The organism is Microbacterium sp. Leaf159 (assembly GCF_001423615.1).
Classification (GTDB): domain Bacteria; phylum Actinomycetota; class Actinomycetes; order Actinomycetales; family Microbacteriaceae; genus Microbacterium.
The window spans coordinates 1,993,294-2,014,929 of the sequence record NZ_LMOU01000001.1; the positions used below are offsets into that span (position 1 = coordinate 1,993,294).

Genomic DNA, 21,636 nt, shown 5'->3' on the forward strand with positions numbered 1-21,636 from the left:
GTCGATGTCCGGGCGCGACGGCGCCGCCCGGAACCCGCAGATCCTTCTCGATGTCTCCTCCGTGTCGTTCGCGTACTCGAAGCGGGCTCCGGCGCTTCACGATGTGTCCTTCGCCGTGGAACGAGGCGAGAAGGTCGGGCTGGTGGGGCCGAACGGATCGGGCAAGTCCACGCTCATCCGCCTCACAGCCGACCTGCTGCAGCTCACTCACGGGAGCATCCGCATCGCGGGTCGCCCTCACCAGGTCCGTGAATCGCGGGAGCGGCTGGCCTTCATCGCCAGCAACGACTACCTCCCGCAGTTCCTGACAGGACGCGAGTACGTCGATCTGATGCACCGTCTGTATCGGCACAGCCCTGATGCCTCACGGATCGACGAGCTCTTCGACAGGTACCAGTTGGAGGCACGCCAGTTCGACCTCATCGAGGACTACTCCCACGGCATGCGCAAGAAGATCCAGCTCATCTCGACGCTCCTGCTCGAGCGCCCTCTCACGATCATCGACGAGACCCTCAACGGCGTCGACGTCGATGCACTGTTCGAGTTCGAGACCGATGCATCCCGATTCGGAGAGTCGCGAGGGCTGCTGCTGTGCAGCCACGACTTCCGGCTCCTCGAAGCGGTCTGCGATCGCATCATCGTGCTGTGCGGCGGCGAGATCGCTTTCGACCTTCCGCTCCCCCGCATCCTGCGCGAGTTCGGCTCGGTCGACGCCCTGGTCAAGAGCGCGATCGCGCAGCGTGCGAAGGCATCCGAGTGAACCCCTCGTTGCAGCTCGCGTCATTCCTCTCGGTGTTCCTGGTCCGGCGCATCGCCCGCCGCGGCGTGCTGCGCAGGCCGTCCGTCCGCTGGACGATCGGGCTCGCAGCCCTCGCCGCGTTCATCGGGTTCTGCGGGTTCGGGGTGATCGCGCTCCGCCAGCTCATCAGCGAACCCGCGCAGCTGTCGCCCCTCCTGCGCGTCGTCGGAGTGTCCACCCCGCTGTGGGTCCTCACGGTGTTCACCGTCGTGCGAGTGCTGTTCCTGAAGTCGGGAGACCTTCTCGAGCTCACCTACTCGTTCCCGCTGACCAACCGGGCGCGAACCCTGGGGTTCATGCTGTTCGAGACCTCGGTCGTGGGCATCGGCGTCACCGTCATGCTCGGAGCGCTGGTCACCGGGACCGTCGCGATCGGCGGCGTCGGCATCCTCGACGAGGTCATCGCGTGCCTGGTGATGCCGATGGTCGTCGCCTACCTGGCGGCGAGTGCGTACTACCTCGGTATGGAGCGGCTGCTGCTGCGGCTCCGTCTCGCACGGCTCCGCGCCTTCGTCGTGCCGGTGGTGCTGGGCGCGACCCTGATCGGCGTCTACCTCGGAGTGTCCTCGCAGTCCGAGCGCGTGCTCTTCGCCGCGATCGGCCAGGGCGACGACCACTTCGTGATCCAGCTGCTGTTCGCCGACATCGCGGCGCAGCACGGGATGCTCGTCGCGACGGCCGCCTGGCTCGCCGCGATCGCACTCCTGGTCGTCGTGGTCCTGGCGATGGCCCCTCGGCAGTTCGATCCGACTCGACGCTTCGCGATCGTCCCCCGCCTCTTCGGCGGCTCGGAGCTCGGCGCGTACTTCGCCGCACACATCCGAGGCATCGAGACGATCACGGTCTGCGGCATCTCCCTGGCCGGCTCCTACGCGCTCTTCCTGGCCGATGTCCGGCTCCCCCCGCTCCTCCTGCTGGCCGTCACCGTGCAGTCGGTCTATGCCTTCGTCTCGACGGAGCCGCTGCGCGCGTGCGGGCCCCGCCGCCACAGCGCGACCCACCGATACGGTCTGGTACTCGCCCCTCAACTCGTCACTCTCGCGATCATCGCGGTGCCGATCAGCGTGCTGTCTGCCCTGACGGGTTCGCAGGCCGCGGAGATCCTCTCGGTCGTCGGTTTCGCCGTGTCGAACATCGTCGTGCTCACGCTGGCGGGGATCGCGTTCCCGCCGGAGAAGGGCAATCCGTTCTCGGTGATCGCCGGGGCCGCCGTCGCAGGGCTCGTGACCGGGACGATCATGCTCGGCACGAACCTCCTGGGCCTGCCCGCACTGTTCACGATCGGAGTGATGCTCGTCCTCACTCTCGTCGCCGCCGCTCTCTCCATCACCGGGATGGACAGGATAGAAAGGACCGCTCGTCATGAAGTGGTTGTTTAGGGTCGCCGTCAGCGCGGTCGGAGCTCTCGTCCTCATCGCAGGATCGGCGGTGGCCACCGCGATCTGGCTGATGTTCGCAGGAGGTTCCGCTGAGGGGCGCCGACTCGGATTCTTCGATTCGGTCTTCGTCGAGGTTCGTCAGACCGCCGACGGCGCGACCCAGCTCGGAACGGGAGTCAACGACCCGCTCCCCCTGGTTCTCGCAGTCGTCGTCGCCGCCGTCTTCGCGCTCGCCGTGTTCGCCGTGCACGACAGCCTGCTCGAGCGGAGGAGGCACCTCCTCGCGCAGGCGGAATGACGTGTGGTCGGTCCGCACCTCGCACCTCGACGCGGGACTCGTGTGCCGCTGGCTGCTGCTCGCCGCCTGGCCGATGCACGCCGCTTTCGTCGCCCTGAGCGCGGTCGTCGTCTCTGTCGCCGTCATCACGGAGCAGGACGCGATCCTCAGCGCGGTGGCGATGCTCGGCGCGCACTACGTCCTCGGTCTCGGCGGATCGTTCGCCGTGCACGAGCTCGGACACCTCGCCGTGCTCTCGCGAGCGCGAGGGGTGACGGCGTTCACCCTCGAACGCTCGACCTGGCGGATCTCGATCGCGCCCCACGGGCGCATCACGCGCCGCGACGCCGCACTCGCGGCACTGGCCGGGCCGGGTGGGTGCGTCGTCGCCGGCGGCATCCTCTGGCTCGTCGTGCCTGAACTGCAGGTGCACGGGTGGTATCTGGCGCATGCGGTGTTCCTCGTCCCGCTCTTCACCGACGGCCGGATCCTGCTCGCCGCCATGCGGGCGCGGAGCGCCACCCGATCCCCTCGACAGGAGTGACCCCACCGATATTCTTCATCCGCCCGTCACACGAATCGTCCTGGCTCTCGCTACGGTCGTCACGTGCCCGAATCACGCTCTCCCCTGCATCCGCTCGCCCTCGCCCCCGTGATCGCACCGCCGAGCACGGCGGACGAGTTCGCGAAGCGGTTCCTGCACAACCTCAACTTCGACCGCGGCGTCGCCCTGTCGGCATCCAGCGCGAACGACCGCTACCTCGCGCTCGCCCACACCGTGCGCGACTATCTGATGGCGCGCTGGCTCGAAGACGTACGGCACCAGAAGGAGGTGCAGGCGAAGGGCGTCTGCTATCTCTCGGCCGAGTACCTGCTCGGCCGTCAGCTCGACAACAACCTGCTCGCGGCCGACCTCACCGAGGTCGCCGGCGAGGCGCTCGCCTCGTGCGGCGTCTCGCTCGACGAGCTCCGTGCACACGAGGTCGAACCGGGTCTCGGCAACGGCGGACTCGGACGCCTCGCGGCCTGCTTCATCGACTCGCTCGCCACGATGGCGGTGCCGAGCATCGGCTACGGCATCCGCTACGAATACGGCATCTTCCGCCAGACGTTCGTCGAAGGACAGCAGGTCGAGCAGCCGGATGCGTGGCTCGCTCTCGGCTCTCCGTGGGAGTTCGCCCGCCCCGAAGACGCGCAGACCATCGCGTTCGGCGGCCACACCGAGAAGTACGACGACGAGGGCATCACCCGCAGCCGCTGGGTGCCCGCCTGGAACGTGCAGGCCGTGCCCTACAACTACATGGTCCCGGGTTTCCGGAACGGCCGAGTCAACACACTGCGCCTCTGGAGCGCTGTCGCCACCAGCGCCTTCGACCTGCGCATCTTCAACTCGGGCGACTACGAAGAGGCGGTGCGGGCTCAGACCTTCGCCGAGAACATCTCGAAGGTGCTCTACCCCGAGGACTCCACCCCGCAGGGCAAGGAGCTGCGCCTGCAGCAGCAGTACTTCTTCGTCGCAGCCTCGATCCACGACTTCCTCGACAACATGCTCGCCGACGGCTTCGACCTCGCGAACCTGCCCGAGCGCGTGATCTTCCAGCTCAACGACACCCACCCGGTGATCGCGGTGCCGGAGTTCATGCGCGTGCTCATCGACGAGAAGCACCTCGAATGGGATGCCGCGTGGGCGATCACCCGGCAGTGCTTCGCCTACACGTGTCACACGCTGCTTCCTGAGGCGCTGGAGGTCTGGCCGGTCGAGCTGATGGGCCGACTGCTGCCGCGGCACCTCGAGATCATCTACCGCATCAACGACGAGTTCCTCCTGGCGGTGCGCGAGCGTTACGGCGACGACGAGATGCTCGTGCGCAACATGTCGATCATCGCCGAGCATCCGGTCCGTTCGGTGCGCATGGCGTACCTCGCGACGGTCGCCGGCGCGAAGGTCAACGGCGTCGCAGAGCTCCACTCACAGCTGCTGCGCGACAAGGTGCTCCACGACTTCGATGCGTTCTTCCCGGGCAAGTTCACGAACGTCACGAACGGCGTCACCCCTCGTCGGTTCCTGCGTCTCGCGAACCCCGAGCTCTCGTCGCTCATCACCGCGGCGATCGGGGAGGGCTGGACGACCGACCTCGAACGGCTGCGTGAGCTCGAGCCGTTCGCCGAGGATGTCGAGTTCCGGGCGGCCTTCGCGGGCGTGAAAGCGGCGAACAAGCGCCGCCTGAGCGAAGTGCTGCGCGAGCGCGACGGCGTCGAGATCAGCGATGGCCACATGCTCGACGTCATGGTCAAGCGCCTGCACGAGTACAAGCGGCAGCTGCTGAAGGTGCTGCACATCGTCACGACCTACGAGGGCGTGATCTCGGGGCGCATCGCCGTGTCGGACGTCGTGCCGCGCACCGCGATCTTCGGGGCGAAGGCAGCACCCGGCTACGCGATGGCGAAGCGCATCATCCATCTGATCAACGCCGTCGGCGAGGTCGTGAACACCGACCCTCGTCTCGAAGGGCGACTGAAGGTCGTCTTCCCGCCCAACTACAACGTGACCCTCGCCGAGCGCGTGATCCCCGCAGCCGACCTCTCGGAGCAGATCTCGCTCGCCGGCAAGGAGGCGTCGGGCACCGGCAACATGAAGTTCGCCCTGAACGGCGCTCTCACGATCGGCACGGATGACGGTGCGAACGTCGAGATCCGCGAACTCGTCGGCGATGACCACTTCTACCTGTTCGGCATGAGCGAGCCCGAGGTCGAAGACCTCAGCATCCGCGGTTACCGGCCGCAGGACTTCTACCAGGCCGACGAGGGCCTCCGTCGGGCGATCGACCTGATCGCCTCCGGCGCCTTCTCGCGCGGCGACCGCTCGGTGTTCGAGCCCGTGGTGTCGAACCTGCTCTACGAGGACCGCTTCATGGTGCTCGCCGACTACGCGTCGTACATCGAGGCGCAGAGCAGAGTGGATGCCGCATACGCCGACCAGGACGCGTGGACCCGCTCGGCGATCCTCAACGTCGCCCGGACGGGTTTCTTCTCGTCCGACCGCTCGATCCGCGACTACATCGACCGGATCTGGCATACCCCTCCGCTCGTCTGAGGCGACCCCGCAGAACTCCGGTCGCAGTTTGTGCCTCTCGCAGAAGATGTGAGCGACACAAACTGCGATCGGAGAGCGTGGAGGAGCCCCGTCTTGACAAAGTCGAGATATATCGTGTTACTCTTCCTGAACACGATATATCGTGTTCCCTCAACACAGGAGAAGCAGACATGACCGAGAAGTGGCTCATCGCCCCGGGCGAAGAACGCGTCATCGACATCGAGAACGTCACCCGCCTGAAGATCGGTCTGGTCGGCGGCCAGGTCGACGTCATCGCGCACGACGAACCCGGCATCCGCATCGAGGTCCATGGTGTGACCACCAAGGACCTCCGCATCGAGTCGAACGACGGCGAGGTCGAGATCGACCACCCGCAGCTCGGCTGGGACAACTTCCTCGAGGTGTTCCGCAACTTCGGCTCCGGCGGCCCCAGGGCCGAGGTCAGCGTCGCGGTCCCCCGCTCGATCGCCCTCAACCTCGGCGTCGTCAGCGCAGGCGCGCTGGTCTCCGGCATCCGCAACGACGCCCGCCTCAACACCGTCTCGGGCGACATCATCGTCGACACCCTGATCGGCGACCTGACCGTGAACTCGGTCTCGGGCGACGTGCAGGTGCGCGGTCTCACCGGTTCCATCAGCGCGAACAGCGTCTCGGGAGATGTGGCCGTCACCGGCACCGTCCGCCGCGCGACCGTCGACATCGTGTCGGGCTCGACGCTCGTCGATGCCGCGGGAGATGTGAACACGATCAACGTCAACTCCGTCTCGGGCGGCACCACCGTGCGCCTCGACGAGTCGCTCGCCGCCAACTACGTCGTGCGCTCGCTGAGCGGACGCCTCCTGATCGACGGCATCGAGCGCAGCGCCTCCGGTCCGAGCAACTACACGGGCTCGACCGGCGAGCTCGCGGGACGCTTCGTCGATCTGCGCGCCAACTCCGTCTCGGGTGGCGTGACGGTGCTGCGGCGCACGCCCGCCTCGATCACGAACGATGCGGAGTGGGAAGCATGAGCCCCGCAGTCTTCTCCCACGGCGACCTGAGGCTCTACCTCCTGTCGCTGCTCGCCGAGGCGCCTCAGCACGGCTACGGGATCATCCAGGCTCTGACCGACCGCACCGGTGGCACCTACACCCCGAGCGCCGGCACCATCTACCCCCGACTCGCGAAGCTCGAGGAAGAGGGGCTCGTCTCGAAGACCGTCGACGGCCGCACCACGATCTACGCGATCACGGATGCCGGACGCACCGAGCTCGCAGCCCGCGAGGGCGACCTCGCCGGCATCGAGGCGGGACTCACCGATTCGGTGCGGCTGATCGCCAACGAGGTTCGCCAGAGCGTCAAGGAGGCGATGAAGAGCCTCCGCGCCGACCTCGCCACCGCTGAGAAGGACGACCGCGCAGCATCCAAATCCCGACCCCGCACCGCGGGCGACGACGAGCGCATCATCACGCGTGAAGAGATGCACCGAGCGGATGCCGTCATCAACGCCTTCCGCGCACGAGTGCGCACCGACCTGCGCACACACATCGCGAAGGGCGGCACGCTCCCCTCATCCGTGGTCACGCAGCTGGAGGACGGACTGGATGCCGCCGCTCGCGGCATCACCACCGCGTTGTCGTCGCTCGGGCGCTGAGTCCTCACACATCTCGTCTCGCTCCGCCCGCTCGACGACCGGGAGGAACAGCTCCGGTCGTCGAGCGAGGAGCGCCGCGACGAGACGAGACGAGACGAGACGAGCTGCCTACTCGGTCCAGATCTCGGGCTGAGTGTCGGGCACAGGATCCTGCAGCGGAACGACGAGCACCGATCGGTGCTGGCGGTGGGCGAGGCGGGCGGCGACCGAGCCGGTGAAGAACTCGCGGATGGATTCGCCGATGCCGCGCTTGCGCGTGCCGACCACGATCAGCTGCGCATCGAGCTTGTTGGCGAGCGCCTTGATGGCGAGCGCCGGGTCTCCGACGAGCTGACGGGCGGTCCAGGTGAGGCCGGTGCCGTCGAGTGCGGCTGACGCCTCGGCCTGCACGGCTTCGAACTCGGCCGTGCCCGCGTCGAAGTTGATGTCAATGGGTGCCGAATGCACATACCCGTCAGGATCTTCGTAGGTGACGAAGCGCGTGACGTCGACGTGGGCGACCACGAGCGGCACGCGAAGAAGCCGTGCGAATCTCGCGGCTTCTTCGATCACTCGCGCGGCTTGCCCCGGCTGCATCCCGACGATCACTGCCTTCTGCAGTGTCGCGTTCTGCGCGGCCTCGTCGGAGGGCGTCGAGGTGTTGTCGGTCATGAGGATCGCTCCCTTCACCAGCTGCCAACGGGCCAGTGCGGTCTGGCCGCGTGCTATTCTGAATGCTACTCTTACCGGCCCTCAGCCGGTGTCGTGAATGACTCGGGCCTGTTGTTGCCCGCAGCTTAACTCGTGAGGGGGTCTCAGGCATGGGCCGTGGCCGTCAAAAGGCGAAACACACAAAGATCGCCCGCGAACTGAAGTCGTTCAGTCCGTCGGTGAACTACTCGGCGCTCGAGCGCGAGCTCGCGCACCCGAGCGACTCTGAAGATGCATACGTCGACAAGTGGGCCGACGAGTATGCAGACGAAGACGAGGACGAGCTCGAAAAGGCCTGACCGCCCTTTCGTTCGTCGTCGTATCCCCCGTGTACCCCACGGGGGTTTCGTCGTGTCCGGAATCTCGGAACACCGTGCCGTGATCGCGGCGCCGGTCACGGATGCGGCGTCTCTCACCTGACAGAATCGCCCCATGGCACACGTCGTCTCGCTCTACCGTCATCCGATCAAGGGCTTCACGGCCGAGTCCGTCGACAGGCTCACGGTGCAGCCCGACGGTCGGATAGCCGGCGACAGAGTGCTCGCGTTCCGCTTCGGGGATGCGACGACGCCGGAGGATCGCGACGGCCTCGACTACTGGCCGAAGGCGAAGGGGCTCTCGCTTCAGGACTTCCCGACGCTCGCCTCGCTGCGGACCCGCTACGACGACCAGGAGCGACGCGTGCGCATCGAGCATTCCGGGTCAGTCCTCGTGGAGGCGGGGCTCGACGACGACGGGCGCACGCAGCTCGCGGATGCGGTGACGGAGTTCGTCCTCACAAGCGCCGAGGGCCGCAGAATCCAGCGCCCGGGGCGGCTGCCCCTTGTCCTCGTCGGAGACGGTGCGACTTCGAGGTTCCAGGATCGCCCCCGCGGCTACGTCTCCGTGCACAGCAGCGGCAGCGTGAGCGCATTGGGCGAGGCCCTCGGCACGGATGTCGACGACCGCCGCTTCCGCTCGAACATCGTCATCGACGATGTCGCCGCGTGGTCGGAACTCGAATGGACGGGTGAGGTGATCGTCGGCGACGTGTCTTTCGAGGCCGCGGGCCCCATCGTGCGATGCCTGGCGACGCATGCGAACCCCGACACCGGCGTGCGCGACGCGAAAGTGCTCACGACACTCACCACCGCGTTCTCGCAGGCCGAGCCCACCCTCGGGCGGCTTCTCCTTCCCGGCTCCGCGTCAGCCGACGCGCAGACCCCCTGGACGGGCGGCACCATCCGTCTCGGCGATGCAGTCACCGCGCACTGAAGCCGCGGCGCACTGAGGTCACCACGCTCGACTCACCAGCGGCCGTGCCGGCGCTCCCAGTCCTCTTCGATCGTGCGGCGCCGACCCGCGATCCACCCTGCGGGGATCACGGCGATCAGCACGCCCACGAGCAGCCAGAGCGGGATCAGCCAACTGTCGGTCGCGTCGTGGAGCAGCCCGATCAGCAGCGGGAACACTGCAGCCACCGCATAGCCGATGCTCTGCACGAACCCGCTGAGCGCGACGGCGCTCTCGGGCGTGCGGGCGCGGATGCTGAGCAGCACCAGCGCGAGCGGGAACAGCGCGGCAGCGAGGCCGAAGAACGCCACCCACAGCGGCATGCCCACGGTCGGGAGGAACAGCATCCCCGCGAGTCCGATGAGCCCGGAGGCGATCGCGCTGAAGAAGACCGGACGAGTCGCCTGGAAGCGCACGATGAGGATCGGGACCAGCAGCGAGCACGGCAGACCCATGAGCCCGAACAGGGACAGCAGCAGTCCGGCGTTGGCGGGTGACACGCCTCCCACATCGATCATGATCGTGGGCAGCCAGGCGAACGACACGTAGGCGATCGTCGAGGAGGACGCGAAGACCAGCGCGATCGACCAGGCCATGGGCAGCCGCCAGAGCCGACCGAAGACTCGGGGGTTCGCCGGGGTCGTGGCGATCGGGCCGGTCGCCATCGATGCCGCATCGAACGACTCGTCCGCTGCCTCCGCGGCGTCGGAAGACTCAGGCGGGCGGGATGCGCTCGACGCCGCCGCGACGGCATCCGCTCGGTGCGTGATCAGCATCGTCACCCACGGCACCAGGGCGATCGCGGCGAACACGCCCCACATGCCGAGCGAGACTCGCCACCCCGCCGAGTCGGCGACCGGCACCGCGACCAGCGGCGGCACGAACGTCGACACCGCCATGGTGGTCGAGTACACGGTCATCATCAGACCGAGGCGATCGGGGAAGTACTTCTTCACGAGCGGCGGCAGCAGCACGTTGCCCGAGCCGACTCCGGCGAACACCACGGCCGTCGCTGCGAGCAGCGAGGTCGAATCGACGGCGAGGCCTCGCAGCAGCAGCCCGGCGGCGATCAGACCGATCGCGACGACCGCGACGCGTTCGAGGCCGAATCGACCTTCGAACACGGGGGTGAGCAGGCCGAACACCGCGAAGCACACCGGCGGGGCGGCGCCGATCAGTCCGACCACGACCGACGACACCGTGAACTCCTCGGCGATGTGATCGATCACCGGCGAGAGGGATGCCACGGCGGACCGCAATGAGAACGCGACCAGCACGATGCCGATCAGCGCGAGCGCACGTCCGCGCCAGAGCGGCTGCGCACGCGAGGTCACGAGGTCTGCGACCCCTCCACCCACGCGAGGTATTCGTCTGACACGGTGCCCGTGACGTACTTTCCGTCGAAGCAGCTCATGTCGAGGTCGCTGAGCACCGATCCCTCGGTGATCGCGGCCTTGAGATCGTCGACCTCCTGGTAGACCAGGTGGTCGCAGCCCAGCTCGGCGGCGATCTCGGGGATCGTGCGCCCGTGGGCGATGAGCTCGTGACGCGACGGCATGTTGATGCCGTACACGTGCGGATGCCGCACGGGCGGCGCCGCGGAGGCGAAGGTGACCGAGGTGGCGCCCGCATCCCGCGCCATCTGGATGATCTCCTTCGACGTCGTACCGCGCACGATCGAGTCGTCGATCAGCAGCACGTTCTTGCCCTGGAACTCGGTCGACATCGCGTTGAGCTTCTGACGCACGCTCTTCTTGCGCACCGCCTGGCCGGGCATGATGAAGGTGCGGCCGACATAGCGGTTCTTGTAGAAGCCCTCGCGGTATTCGATACCCAGCTTGCGGGCGACCTCCATCGCCGCGGGGCGGGAGGAGTCGGGGATCGGCATGACGACGTCGATCTTGTCCATCGGCACGTGCTTCGCGATCGTGTCGGCGAGACGGTCACCCATGCGCAGACGCGACTCGTAGACCGAGACGCCGTTCATGACCGAGTCGGGACGCGCGAGGTAGACGTACTCGAAAGCGCACGGCGCGAGCACGGCATCCTTCGCGCACTGCCTGCTGTGCAGCTCGCCCTCGTTCGTGATGAAGATCGCCTCACCCGGCTCGACCTCGCGGACGACCTCGTAGTCGGCGTTCTCGAGCACCAGCGACTCGCTCGCGACGACCCACTCGTCGCGACCCTCTGCGCCGGGGACGGTCGAGGGGCGACGGCCGAGAATGAGGGGGCGGATGCCGAACGGGTCGCGGAAAGCGAGCAGACCGTATCCGGCGATCACCGCGATGACGGCGTAGGCACCCTCGATGCGCTCATGCGTGCGCTCGACGGCCTCGAAGATGCGCTCGGCGTCGAGGTCGACCGTCGACGTCGTGTTCTGCAGTTCGCCGGCGAGGACGTTGAGCAGCAGCTCTGTGTCGCTCGACGAGTTGAGGTGACGGCGGTCGCGCTTGGCCATGTCGGCCGTGAGCTCGCGCGTGTTCGTCAGGTTGCCGTTGTGGATGAGGATGATGCCGTACGGTGCGTTCACGTAGAACGGCTGCATCTCCTCTTCGTTCGAGGCCGTGCCCTTGGTCGCGTAGCGCACATGACCGAGCCCGACGTTCCCGAGGAGCCCCCGCATGTCACGGGTGCGGAACGCTTCGCGCACCATGCCCTGCGCCTTGGCGTTGTGCATGACGCCGTTCGCCTCAGCTGTGGCGATTCCCGTCGCATCCTGGCCGCGGTGCTGCAGCAGCAGGAGTGCGTCGTAGATGTCCTGATTGACCGGGGCAGAGCCCACCATTCCGACGATGCCGCACATGGGCTCTTACTTCGCTCCGTCCGCGTAGGCGCCGACCAGGCGCACCGCTCCACCGTCGACGCCCTTGGCGCCCTGTTCGAACTCTCCTGCCGGACGCGCGCCGAAGCCCACGGTTCCGACCTGCCATGCGGGCATGCCCTCGGCTGCGAGGGCCGCGATCGCGGCATCCTTCTTGTCCGCCGCGATGATCGCGAGGAATCCGATGCCGAGGTTCCAGGTGCCCTCGGCCGACTCCAGCGTGGAGCCCGCGATGTCGCTGAGCACACGGAAGACCGGGCTCGGCGACCAGGTGCTGCGGTCGACCTCGGCCCAGCTGCCCTGCGGGAGCACACGGGCGAGGTTCGCCGCGATGCCGCCGCCGGTCACGTGGCTGAGCGAGTGGACGCCGCCCTCGCCTGTCGCGCCGCCGAGCCGCTCGATGAGGCGCAGCAGCGGCAGCGTGTAGAGGCGGGTCGGCTCGAGCAGAGCCTCGCCCCAGGTCTTGCCGAAGTCGGCGGCGTTGTCGCCGTAGCCGATGCCGGCGTTCGTGACGATGTGGCGCACGAGCGAGTAGCCGTTGGAGTGCAGTCCGCTGGACTCGACGGCGAGCACGACGTCGCCGTCCTGCACGCGGTCGGCACCGAGGATGCCGTCGGCCTCGACGACACCTGTGGCGGCACCTGCCACGTCGTAGTCGCGCGGGCCGAGAAGGCCGGGGTGCTCGGCGGTCTCGCCGCCGATGAGCGCGGTGCCCGTGGCGGTGCACGCCTCGGCGATGCCGCGCACGATGTCGGCGATGCGCTGCGGAAAGACCTTGCCGCATGCGATGTAGTCGGTCATGAAGAGCGGCTTGGCACCCACCACGACGATGTCGTCGACGACCATGCCGACCAGGTCCTGGCCGATCGTGTCGTGCTTGTCGATGGCCTGCGCGATGGCGACCTTCGTGCCGACGCCGTCGGTGCTGGTCGCGAGCAGCGGGCGACGGAAGTCGCGCAGTGCACTCGCGTCGAACAGTCCGGCGAATCCGCCGACACCGCCCAACACTTCAGGGCCGTGCGTCGCGCGCACGGAAGACTTCATCAGCTCGACGGCGAGATCGCCTGCAGCGGTATCGACGCCGGCTTCGGAATAGGGATTGGTGGGGGAGGCAGCCACGCGTCCAGCCTACCGCCCGCGGAGACCTCCTCTCCCCTCCCTCCATCTCCTACGATGGGGCCATGGCCGACAAGCCGCAGTGGTTGATCCGCGAGGACGCGAGCGTTCCGGTGCTCGTCGCGCTCGCGCTGCGGCAATCGCTCGGCATCCGCGCCCCCGAAGATCTTCCGAGCCTGCGGGATCTGCCCGTCAGAGCCCCCGACGCCACCGACGTCACCCCCGAGCTCGAGAAGCAGTGGCGGGAGTACTGGGACATGACGGTCGAGCCCCGAGCGCATCCATCCGGAGTTCCGCTCGAGCTCATAGAGGGCTTCGACACGCTCGTCGCCCTGCCCGCGTCCGGATCCGAGCAGCTGTCCGAGGCGATCGTGCCGCACGCGGCATCCACCCTGCACTACGCCCGCGTCTCGCACGACCGCTATGTGTCGTCGATCCGCAGTTCGATGGCGACCCGGTCGGGCAACGGCACGATCGGCGGCGAGGCGTACCGCGCCTACGCCAGCGCGATCGCAGAGTTCGAGCGTGACATCGGTCGCCGCGCGCACTCGTTCGAGCTGAACGTGCAGGTCCTGCCGTTCTCACAGCGCGGTATCTGGTGGATCGGAGCGCTGACTGTGGCCGTCACCGACGGTCTGCGTCGCGACGTGGTGTCGTTCGACGCCGCCATCCGGCCGATCATCGCCGAACTGGCATAGGTCGAGAACCCGCGGCCACGCGGCCGCGCTCAGGCGACAGCTGTCAGGAGACAGCGATCAGTCGTTCTCGATGATCGTCTCGTGCTCGACCTTGACGACATGGTCGTGGCGTCGGGCGACGCGCTCGAGGATGAGGGCGACGATGCTCGCGAGCGCGAAGCCGATCGGCACCGTCCACAGCAGCAGGAAGCCGAAGACCTGGCCGGGAGGGTAGACGACGTTCACGGCGTCGGACGGCTCGTAACTGCCCACCATCGTCAGGATGCCGGCGGCGATGATGCCGAGCACGACGCCGATGCCCATGAACACGCCGAATCGCGGCACGCGTCGGACGGTCGCCTCGACCGTCTGGGAGGAATCGTGGGAGGACATGCATCCATTGTCCCACCGTTGGCTGTGGGTCGCGCCCTCCTGCGCAGAGCGACGCCCTCCCCGCGTCCGCTGCGGGGAGGGCGTCGCCGTTCTGCGGCGGATCAGACCTCGGTCGTGACCTCGGCGTTCTCGGCCGTCGCCCTGGTGCGGCGTCCGATCAGCACACCGCCGCCGACGGCGAGCACGACGACCACGAGCCCTCCCACGATCCACGGCCAGACCGGGGCACCCTCGGTGTCGGCCACGGCCGTGACGGATGCGGCGGCCGCCGTGCCCTCGGACTCGGCGGGCTCGTCCTCCTCGACAGCGACGCCGCACTCGGCCGCGACCGGGAGCAGCGCGGTCACCGGGTCGAGCTCCTCGCCTGCGGCGTAGGTGCCGAATGCTGCGGCACCCGCCTCGGTGAGAGTCGTCGGGATCGCCTCGAGCGAGAGCACTCCGTCGATCACCGCGGCATCCCCCAGGGCGAACTCCGCGAGGCGGACCGCCTTCTGGTCGACACTCTGGCCGTCCTGCGTGGTGCCGAGCACGTCGAACACGAGGTAGCCCGTGTCTCCGGCCAGCTCGACCCGCGCGTTCGCCAGCGTGGTGTTCAGCGCGCCGCTGTGGCCGGTGAAGTTGATGCTGCCGCCGAACGTGACGAGTCCGGTGAGGGTCTCGTCGTCGAACGAGCCGGTGCCGCTCGACCACACGTAGTCGGGGTACTCATAGGCGACGTCTGTGAGCGTCCAGCCACCGGCGGCGATGCCCTCGATGTAGGTGCGGAACGACTCCTTGTAGCCCCACTCGAGCGTGGCGCCGTCGACCGTGCAGGCGCCGATCACGGCGGTCTCCCGTGCCAGCGTGAACTCGAGGCCGCGAGAGACGGACCCCTGCAGGGTCAGTGTGTGCACGCCGTCCTCGAGGCTCGCCGGCAGCGTTCCGGTCCAGGTCGCGATGCCGGCGGCATCCGCCGAGATGGTGTCGAGCAGCACGGGCGTCGAGTACACGACGACCTTGATGCCCGTCTCGTTCGGCTGGAACCCGGATGCCGAGAACGTCGCGGTCTTGCCGGACTGCAGCGCCGCCAGGCTCTGTTCGTCGATCTCGATGCCCGTGGTCGCCGGCGGGGTCGCCGGGAGCGTCGTCTTGGCCTTCAGCACGGCGGCCGCCACCGTGCCGGTCGTACCCGACGGCGCTGCCGCCACCGACCCGATCGTGAAGGACACGGGGTCGAGGTTCGTCGAGAAGCCGGCGAGCACGCGGTTGCGTCCGTCCGCCGTGAGAGTGGCGGGAGCACCCGAGTAGGTGACCGCGCCGTTCGCGGTGGTGACGACGGCCCGAGACAGGTCGAGCGTCGCGAACGCCACCTGGGCGCCGGCATGCGTGACGTACAGGGTCGCAGCACCCGCGGAGGTGACGCTGACCTGCGGGTTGGACACGGTCACGTCGAGCACGCCGCCATGGCCGGTGAATCGCACCGAACCGCGGTACACGACGCTGCCGAGGCCGGTCGCCGTGCTGTAGTCACCGCCGACCGTCTGACCGAACTGGAAGAGCCCGGCCGATCGGGTGGCCCCACCCGAGACGTCGATCGCCCCCTTGGCGATGTCGCCGACCACGTACTGCGTGAACGACGTCGAGATGCCCCAGCGCAGCGATCCACCGGGGACCGAGACCGCAGGAGTCGTCGGAACGGTGACCGGGGGGTTCGGGTTCTCGGGCTTCTCACCCTTCAGCGCATCCCATTGGGCCTCGGTGATCGCGACCGTCGAACGGGCGTAGATCGTGCTGTCGTTCGGCAGGGTGTGCTGCTGCCACACGATGACCTCGTAGGTCTTGGTGCGGTCGAGCGTGTCGGCCGACGAGTTCAGGTCGACGCTGAACGCGCCACCCGTGATGCCGCGGACGTACTGCATCGCGAGGAAGCCTCCGCCGGCCGTCACGTCGGCCTCGGTGCCCTTCTCGATCAGAGCCACGTAGGCACCGGCGATGTCACCCAGGTTCGCGCCGGTGGTGGCCAGCGTCAGGCCGTCGGCGGCCGTCGCCGTCTTCACACTCGTCGAGACGGATGCCGCGGGGGCCGGGAACAGTGCGTTCCAGTTCGCGTCACTGATCACGACGGTCGAGCGGGCGTAGATCGTGCTCGCGTTCGGCATCGTGTGCTGCTGCCACACGATCACCTCATACGTCTCGGCGCGGTCGAGCGACTCGGTCGCCGCCGTCAGGTCGACGCTGAACGCGCCACCCGTGATGCCACGCACGAACTGCATGCCGAGGAAGCCACCACCCGACGTGACATCGGCCTCGGTGCCCTTCTCGATCAGCGCGACATAGGCCCCGGTGATGTCGCCGAGCTTCGATCCGGCAGCCGTGACCGTCAGGCCCTCGGCCGCGGTGACGCTCTTGACGGTCGAGGTGACTGCGGGCGAGAGGCCGTAGTTCAGGGCGACGCTCTGCTCCTGCGCGGCGTTGGTGACACCGCCGGCGCCGTAGGTGTAGACGCCGTATGACCCGGGGGTCGTCGCGGAGTCCTTGAGGGTCAGCGTCGCCTGGAACGTGCCGTCGGCGGCGNGGCTGCCTGGTACTGAGCCGGGACCTGGTCGAGGACGTCAGCCGACAGGGCCCATGCCTGCGCGCCGACCGAGCGGGCGGTGCCCGCAGCCCCCGCGGACGGCTGCCACGTGGAGGCGAAGTTGCCGAACACGACGTACGTGCCCTGCGGGAGATCTGCGGGAATCGGCACACCGCGGCCACCGACGTTCGCGGTCGGGTCGTAGCCCGAACCCTTCACGACGACCTTGTCACCTGCTTTCAGTGCGGTCGTGCCGGCCGGCGTGGTGCCGTCTGCCAGGAAGACCTCGATCGATGGCGCCGCGGGCTCGAGGGCGTCCCAGTCGGCGTCGCTGATCGTGACGGCGGCGCGGGCGAGGATGGTCTGGGCGTTCGGCAGCGTGTGCTGCGTCCAGACGATCACCTCGTAGTTCTTGGTGCGGTCGAGATCCGCGGCCTCGGCCGTGAGATCGACGGTGAACGCACCACCGGCGACGCCGCGCACGTACTGCATGGCCGCGAATCCGCCGCCGGCCGTGACATTCGCCTCGGTGCCCGCTTCGATCACTGCGGCGTAGACGCCGGTCGCCGAACCGAACGAGGTCCCGGTGACCTTCGTGGTGATCCCCGGTTCGCCCGTGGCGAGGGAGGATGCGACGGTGATCTTCGGCGGAATCGTGTAGTTCAGAGCGACGGCCTGCTCCTGGGCGGCGTTGGTGACGCCGCCGGCGCCGTAGGTGTAGACACCGTACGACCCGGGGGTCGTCGCGGAGTCCTTGAGGGTCAGCGTCGCCTGGAACGTGCCGTCGGCGGCGNCGCGGCCTGGTACTGAGCCGGGACCTGGTCGAGCACGGTCTCAGAGAGGGCCCACGCCTGCGAACCGACCGAACGCGTCGCACTCGCGGCCCCCGCGGAGGGCTGCCACGCCGAGGCGAAGTTGCCGAAGACCACGTAGGTGCCCTGCGGCAGGTTCGCCGGGATCGGCACTCCGCGGCCACCGACGTTCGCGGTCGGGTCGTAGCCCGAACCCTTCACGATGACCTTGTCGCCTGCTTTCAGTGCGGTCGTGCCTGCCGGCGTGGTGCCGTCGGCGAGGAACACCTGGATCGAGGGAGCGGCGGGCTCGACCTCGCCCGGGTCTGTTCCCGGGTCCGTTCCCGGGTCCGTTCCGGGGTCGGTGCCGGGGTCGGTCCCGGGGTCGGTCCCGGGGTCCGTTCCTGGTTCTGTTCCCGGATCCGTTCCGGGGTCCGTGCCCGGGTCGGTCGTCTCCACACCGAAGACGGCATCCCACTGCGTCGTCGAGATCGCGACGTCGCCGCGAGCGTAGATCGTCTCGGCGTTCGGCACCGAGTGCTGCTGCCAGATCAGGACCTCGTAGGCCTTCGTCCGATCGAGGGAGCCTGCCGGAGCGGTCAGCGTGAACGAGCTCGCACCCGCAGCCACCGCCGGGAACGGCTGCGCGAACGCGGCGTATCCACCACCGGGGCCGGAGAGTCCGCTCTCGGTGCCCTTCACGATCAGCGCGGCGTAGGCGCTGGGCACCTCGGGAAGCCCCGACGCATCGACCTGCACCGTGATGCCGGTGGTGGCGGCAGATGTCACCGAAGCGGCGACCGAGCCGCCGGCCGCATGCGCGGGAGGAACGATCACCGCGCCCGCCGCGATCAGGACGAAGGACACGAGGGCGGCGAGCAGCACGCGTATGCGGCCGCTCCCCGTGGATGCTGTGGCTGTGGCGTTCACGATTCTCCAGGACTCCGGGCGCGCAGGAACGGACGCGCGCCAGCGGTGCCGCAATGCAGTCGGGCGAGAGGGTGATTGTTGGTTAGGCTTAGCTAAGTAAGCTCCATTCCTGAGAATAGAGGCGGCCGCGAGGCCGAGTCAAGTTTTAGGATAGCCTTGCCTAATGCGCCGCGTTTCAGCCCTCCTTCTCGCTGCCGTTCTGGCCGTCGGCCTCGCCGGGTGCGCAGACCCTGGGGCCTCCGCCGCACCGCAGAAGAGTGACGCCGCAGACGCCTGCCCCCAGGCATCCGTCTCGCTCGCCGACCTGGATCTCGTCGATGACGTGCGCGGCGCGACCGGCGGATCCACGGCCTGCCTCTCGAGTCGTGCGATCGAGCCTGTGGCCGATGACACCGCCCCGCAACTCCCCGTGATCGTGACCGACAGCGAGGGCCGCGAGGTCGAGATCACAGATGTCGACCGCATCCTGCCGATCGACATCTCGGGCACGATCGCCTCCACCGTCTTCGCCCTGGGTCTCGGCGACCAGGTCGTCGGCCGGGACTCGTCGACGATGTTCGCCGGTACCGAAGACCTTCCCGTGGTCACGAAGACGGGCCACACGCTGAACGCCGAGGCGATCCTCGAGCTCGCCCCCACCGTCATCCTCACCGACACGACCATCGGCCCGAAGGAGATCCGCCAGCAGCTGCGCGACGCCGGGATCACGATCATCGTGATCTCGAGCGACCGACGCCTCGACACCACCGACGAGCTGGTCACCGAGATCGCCACGGCTCTCGGCGTGCCCTCTCGTGGTGCGTCCCTGATCGAGCGCCTCGACGCCGACCTCGCAGATGCCCTGGCCGAGATCTCCGAGGTCGTGCCGACCGACGTCGAAGACCGGGCGCGGATGCTGTTCCTCTACGTGCGCGGCAATGCGAACATCTATTACATCTTCGGCGAGGACTCAGGCGCCGACTCTCTGATCGACGCCGTCGGAGGGGTCGACGTCGCCGCAGAGATCGGGTGGGAGGGCATGAAGCCGATGACGGCCGAGGCGCTCGTGGCAGCCCGACCCGACGTGCTCGTGATGATGACCGACGGGCTCGAGTCCGTCGACGGCATCGACGGGCTGATCGAGCGCATCCCCGCGATCGCCGAGACTCCCGCCGGAGCGAACCGCCGCGTGATCGACATGGCCGACAGCGAGATCCTCAGCTTCGGCCCCCGCTCGGCGAACGTGATCGAGGCGATCGCCCGCGCCCTGTATGCCCCGGAGCCCGCGACCGCCGAGCCCGCGAAGTGAGCGGCGAGGTCGTCACCCGCACGCCGTCGAGACACCTCGGTCTGCGCTTCACGCTCGTCATCATCGGCCTCGTCGCCGCTCTGCTCGTGACCTGCATCGCGTCGATCACGAGCGGACAGTATTCGCTCTCCCCCACCGACCTCATCGGGGTGCTGCTGCGCGGTATCGGCATCGACACCGCCTGGGCTCCCACCGAGGCGTCCGACTACGGCGTGATCTACAACCTGCGCCTCCCCCGCCTCGTGCTCGGCCTGCTCGTCGGCGCGGCCCTCGCCGTGTCGGGTGTTCTCATGCAGGCGATCTTCGGCAACCCGCTGGCGGATGCCGGAGTCGTGGGCGTCTCGTCCGGTGCCGCGCTCGGTGCCGCAGCGAGCATCACCCTGGGCCTCGCCTCGTTCGGCATGTGGACCACCCCCGCGTTCGCCTTCCTCGGCGGGCTGATCGCCGTGCTCGCGGTGTACTTCATCAGCCGATCGGGCGGGCGCACCGAGGTCGTCACGCTGCTGCTCACCGGCATCGCGATCAACGCGATCGCGGGCGCGGGCATGGCCTTCCTCACGTTCCTCGGCACGACGTCGACGCGTGAGCAGATCGTGTTCTGGCAGCTCGGTTCACTCAACGGCGCCCTCTGGTCGAACGTGGCGCTGGTCGCTCCGCTCGTCGCGATCGGTGTCGTCGTCGCACTCATCGTGTCGCCCCAGCTCGACCTCTTCGCGCTCGGCGAGCGCACCGCCCGCCACCTCGGCGTCAACGTCGAGGTGCTGCGGATGGTCGTGATCGTCACGGTCGCGGTGCTGGTCTGCGCCGCCGTCGCCTTCGCCGGCATCATCGGATTCGCGGGTCTCGTCGTGCCCCACCTGATGCGCATGATCATCGGCCCCGCACACCTTCCGCTCATGATCGCCTCGGCGTTCGGCGGCGCACTGCTGATCGCGATCGCCGACCTCGTCGCCCGCACGGCGGTGCCGCTGGCCGATCTGCCCATCGGCATGATCACTTCGCTCGTCGGCGGACCGTTCTTCCTCTGGTTGCTCGTGCGCACGCGCCGCCGCTCGGGAGGATGGGCATGAGCGCCGTCGACATCGCCACCCGGCTGCAGGCGAGCGGCGTCACCGTGCTCGTGGGCGGCGAGCGCGCGATCCTCGACGACGCGTCGATCGAGGTCAGAGCGGGCGAGATCCACGCGCTGGTCGGGCCCAACGGCGCGGGCAAGTCGACTCTCTTCGGAGTTCTCGCCGGCGATGTGACCCCGAGCGCGGGCGCGGTTCTGCTCGACGGCTCGCCGATCACCGGCATCCGCGCGCAGGACATGGCACGAGCGCGAGCGGTGCTGCTGCAGGAGAACGCGGTGTCGTTCCCGTTCAGCGCCGAGCAGGTCGTGCGCATGGGCAGGGCGCCGTGGGCACGCACCGGGGCCACGGAGGACGACGACGAGCTCGTCGCCGCAGCGATGGCTTCGACCGAGGTGCTGTCGCTGTCGACCCGTGCGGTGACCTCACTGTCGGGAGGCGAGCGCGCCCGCGTGGCGCTGGCCCGCGTGATCGCGCAGAGCACCGGCATCCTGCTGCTCGACGAGCCGACCGCCGCACTCGACCTGAAGCATCACGAAGACGTGATGCGCCTGATCCGCTCTCAGGCGGATGCCGGCATCGCCGTCGCGATCGTGCTGCACGATCTCAACGCCGCTCTCGCGCACGCGGATCGCGTGACGCTGCTCTCGGAGGGCCGGGTGGCCGCGACGGGTGCGGCCGCCGAGGTACTCACGGCCGAGAGGATCGAAGAGGTCTACGGTCAGCCGGTCGACGTGTTCCCGCATCCCGTCACCGGTGTGCCCCTGGTGGTCGCGCGCCGCGGCCTCTGACGCGCCGCCGCTTTCGAATCGCGCACTTTGCAATTTCCAGAGGTCGGAAGTTGCAAAGTGC

19 protein-coding genes are annotated in these 21,636 nt (G+C 68.4%); 13 read left to right on the plus strand and 6 right to left on the minus strand.

The window, feature by feature from the left end; all coding sequences use genetic code 11:
- Window positions 1-4: 4 nt before the first annotated feature.
- The 7 genes from ASF80_RS09300 to ASF80_RS09330 all read left to right on the plus strand — a co-directional run bounded on the left by ASF80_RS09300 (window position 5) and on the right by ASF80_RS09330 (window position 7,182).
- Window positions 5-760, plus strand: a complete 756-nt coding sequence (locus tag ASF80_RS09300) for an ATP-binding cassette domain-containing protein (protein WP_056310109.1) — start codon at window positions 5-7, stop codon at window positions 758-760.
- Window positions 757-2,178, plus strand: coding sequence for a hypothetical protein (locus tag ASF80_RS09305; RefSeq protein WP_056310111.1), 1,422 nt, complete (start codon window positions 757-759; stop codon window positions 2,176-2,178). The genes ASF80_RS09300 and ASF80_RS09305 overlap by 4 nt, the downstream gene beginning before the upstream one ends.
- Window positions 2,162-2,476, plus strand: coding sequence for a hypothetical protein (locus ASF80_RS09310; protein WP_157521015.1), 315 nt, complete (start codon window positions 2,162-2,164; stop codon window positions 2,474-2,476). The genes ASF80_RS09305 and ASF80_RS09310 overlap by 17 nt, the downstream gene beginning before the upstream one ends.
- Before the next feature lies 1 nt (window position 2,477).
- Complete coding sequence (locus tag ASF80_RS09315) at window positions 2,478-2,999, plus strand: hypothetical protein (RefSeq protein ID WP_056310115.1); 522 nt, start codon at window positions 2,478-2,480, stop codon at window positions 2,997-2,999.
- 63 nt (window positions 3,000-3,062) lie between these two features.
- On the plus strand, window positions 3,063-5,549 hold the full coding sequence (locus ASF80_RS09320; RefSeq protein ID WP_056310117.1) for a glycogen/starch/alpha-glucan phosphorylase: 2,487 nt from the start codon (window positions 3,063-3,065) through the stop codon (window positions 5,547-5,549).
- 170 nt (window positions 5,550-5,719) lie between these two features.
- Window positions 5,720-6,559 (plus strand): DUF4097 family beta strand repeat-containing protein, encoded by an 840-nt coding sequence (locus ASF80_RS09325; RefSeq protein WP_056310120.1) that lies wholly within the window; start codon window positions 5,720-5,722, stop codon window positions 6,557-6,559.
- Window positions 6,556-7,182 (plus strand): PadR family transcriptional regulator, encoded by a 627-nt coding sequence (locus ASF80_RS09330; RefSeq protein WP_056310122.1) that lies wholly within the window; start codon window positions 6,556-6,558, stop codon window positions 7,180-7,182. The genes ASF80_RS09325 and ASF80_RS09330 overlap by 4 nt, the downstream gene beginning before the upstream one ends.
- Before the next feature lie 108 nt (window positions 7,183-7,290).
- On the opposite strand, the gene ASF80_RS09335 is transcribed toward ASF80_RS09330, so the two are convergent.
- Window positions 7,291-7,833: a universal stress protein gene (locus ASF80_RS09335; RefSeq protein ID WP_056310123.1), complete on the minus strand. Its 543-nt coding sequence runs from the start codon at window positions 7,831-7,833 to the stop codon at window positions 7,291-7,293.
- Between the two features lie 149 nt (window positions 7,834-7,982).
- Here ASF80_RS09335 and ASF80_RS09340 point away from each other — a divergent pair, with 149 nt between their 5' ends.
- Window positions 7,983-8,171 carry a DUF3073 domain-containing protein gene (locus ASF80_RS09340; protein WP_045254362.1) on the plus strand — a complete coding sequence of 63 codons (189 nt, stop codon included), beginning with the start codon at window positions 7,983-7,985 and terminating at the stop codon, window positions 8,169-8,171.
- A 133-nt stretch (window positions 8,172-8,304) separates the two neighbouring features.
- On the plus strand, window positions 8,305-9,126 hold the full coding sequence (locus tag ASF80_RS09345) for an MOSC domain-containing protein (protein WP_056310125.1): 822 nt from the start codon (window positions 8,305-8,307) through the stop codon (window positions 9,124-9,126).
- A gap of 32 nt (window positions 9,127-9,158) precedes the next feature.
- Here the strand turns inward: ASF80_RS09345 and ASF80_RS09350 are convergent, their stop codons facing one another.
- Genes ASF80_RS09350 through purM form a run of 3 tightly spaced genes read right to left on the minus strand, consistent with a single transcriptional unit; the run spans window position 9,159 to window position 13,084 of the window.
- The gene (locus ASF80_RS09350) at window positions 9,159-10,478 is read right to left on the minus strand and encodes a CynX/NimT family MFS transporter (RefSeq protein ID WP_056311965.1); all 1,320 of its coding nucleotides are present in this window, start codon (window positions 10,476-10,478) and stop codon (window positions 9,159-9,161) included.
- Entirely contained in the window at window positions 10,475-11,947 is a 1,473-nt protein-coding gene (gene purF, locus ASF80_RS09355; RefSeq protein ID WP_056310127.1) for an amidophosphoribosyltransferase, read from the minus strand. Before purF ends, ASF80_RS09350 begins: the two co-directional genes overlap by 4 nt.
- 6 nt (window positions 11,948-11,953) lie before the next feature.
- Window positions 11,954-13,084 (minus strand): phosphoribosylformylglycinamidine cyclo-ligase, encoded by a 1,131-nt coding sequence (purM, locus tag ASF80_RS09360; protein WP_056310129.1) that lies wholly within the window; start codon window positions 13,082-13,084, stop codon window positions 11,954-11,956.
- A gap of 62 nt (window positions 13,085-13,146) precedes the next feature.
- Between purM and ASF80_RS09365 the strand changes: the two genes are divergently transcribed.
- On the plus strand, window positions 13,147-13,779 hold the full coding sequence (locus tag ASF80_RS09365; RefSeq protein ID WP_056310131.1) for a hypothetical protein: 633 nt from the start codon (window positions 13,147-13,149) through the stop codon (window positions 13,777-13,779).
- Window positions 13,780-13,836: 57 nt separating this feature from the next.
- On the opposite strand, the gene ASF80_RS09370 is transcribed toward ASF80_RS09365, so the two are convergent.
- Together ASF80_RS09370 and ASF80_RS19580 are read right to left on the minus strand one after the other, a co-directional pair.
- A complete protein-coding gene (locus tag ASF80_RS09370; protein WP_056310133.1) occupies window positions 13,837-14,151 on the minus strand; it encodes a hypothetical protein in 315 nt (104 codons plus the stop codon).
- Window positions 14,152-14,252: 101 nt separating this feature from the next.
- A complete protein-coding gene (locus tag ASF80_RS19580) occupies window positions 14,253-16,403 on the minus strand; it encodes an HtaA domain-containing protein (protein ID WP_056310135.1) in 2,151 nt (716 codons plus the stop codon).
- A 2,186-nt stretch (window positions 16,404-18,589) separates the two neighbouring features.
- Between ASF80_RS19580 and ASF80_RS09390 the strand changes: the two genes are divergently transcribed.
- The 3 genes from ASF80_RS09390 to ASF80_RS09400 are packed head-to-tail and all read left to right on the plus strand — an operon-like array spanning window position 18,590 to window position 21,575.
- Complete coding sequence (locus ASF80_RS09390) at window positions 18,590-19,714, plus strand: heme/hemin ABC transporter substrate-binding protein (RefSeq protein WP_056310141.1); 1,125 nt, start codon at window positions 18,590-18,592, stop codon at window positions 19,712-19,714.
- Complete coding sequence (locus ASF80_RS09395; protein ID WP_056310143.1) at window positions 19,711-20,784, plus strand: FecCD family ABC transporter permease; 1,074 nt, start codon at window positions 19,711-19,713, stop codon at window positions 20,782-20,784. Before ASF80_RS09390 ends, ASF80_RS09395 begins: the two co-directional genes overlap by 4 nt.
- Window positions 20,781-21,575, plus strand: coding sequence for a heme ABC transporter ATP-binding protein (locus tag ASF80_RS09400; protein ID WP_082488253.1), 795 nt, complete (start codon window positions 20,781-20,783; stop codon window positions 21,573-21,575). The genes ASF80_RS09395 and ASF80_RS09400 overlap by 4 nt, the downstream gene beginning before the upstream one ends.
- Window positions 21,576-21,636 lie beyond the last annotated feature (61 nt).

Excerpts from the sequence above, each read along its gene's own strand:
- ASF80_RS09300 (WP_056310109.1), top strand. The coding sequence starts at position 5 with ATGTCCGGGCGCGACGGCGCCGCCCGGAACCCGCAGATCCTTCTCGAT.
- ASF80_RS09310 (WP_157521015.1), top strand. The coding sequence starts at position 2,162 with ATGAAGTGGTTGTTTAGGGTCGCCGTCAGCGCGGTCGGAGCTCTCGTC.
- ASF80_RS09325 (WP_056310120.1), top strand. The coding sequence starts at position 5,720 with ATGACCGAGAAGTGGCTCATCGCCCCGGGCGAAGAACGCGTCATCGAC.
- ASF80_RS09330 (WP_056310122.1), top strand. The coding sequence starts at position 6,556 with ATGAGCCCCGCAGTCTTCTCCCACGGCGACCTGAGGCTCTACCTCCTG.
- ASF80_RS09335 (WP_056310123.1), bottom strand. The coding sequence starts at position 7,833 with ATGACCGACAACACCTCGACGCCCTCCGACGAGGCCGCGCAGAACGCG.
- ASF80_RS09340 (WP_045254362.1), top strand. The coding sequence starts at position 7,983 with ATGGGCCGTGGCCGTCAAAAGGCGAAACACACAAAGATCGCCCGCGAA.
- ASF80_RS09345 (WP_056310125.1), top strand. The coding sequence starts at position 8,305 with ATGGCACACGTCGTCTCGCTCTACCGTCATCCGATCAAGGGCTTCACG.
- purF (WP_056310127.1), bottom strand. The coding sequence starts at position 11,947 with ATGTGCGGCATCGTCGGAATGGTGGGCTCTGCCCCGGTCAATCAGGAC.
- ASF80_RS09365 (WP_056310131.1), top strand. The coding sequence starts at position 13,147 with ATGGCCGACAAGCCGCAGTGGTTGATCCGCGAGGACGCGAGCGTTCCG.
- ASF80_RS09370 (WP_056310133.1), bottom strand. The coding sequence starts at position 14,151 with ATGTCCTCCCACGATTCCTCCCAGACGGTCGAGGCGACCGTCCGACGC.
- ASF80_RS19580 (WP_056310135.1), bottom strand. The coding sequence starts at position 16,403 with ATGCAGTTCGTGCGTGGCATCACGGGTGGCGCGTTCAGCGTCGACCTG.
- ASF80_RS09390 (WP_056310141.1), top strand. The coding sequence starts at position 18,590 with ATGCGCCGCGTTTCAGCCCTCCTTCTCGCTGCCGTTCTGGCCGTCGGC.
- ASF80_RS09400 (WP_082488253.1), top strand. The coding sequence starts at position 20,781 with ATGAGCGCCGTCGACATCGCCACCCGGCTGCAGGCGAGCGGCGTCACC.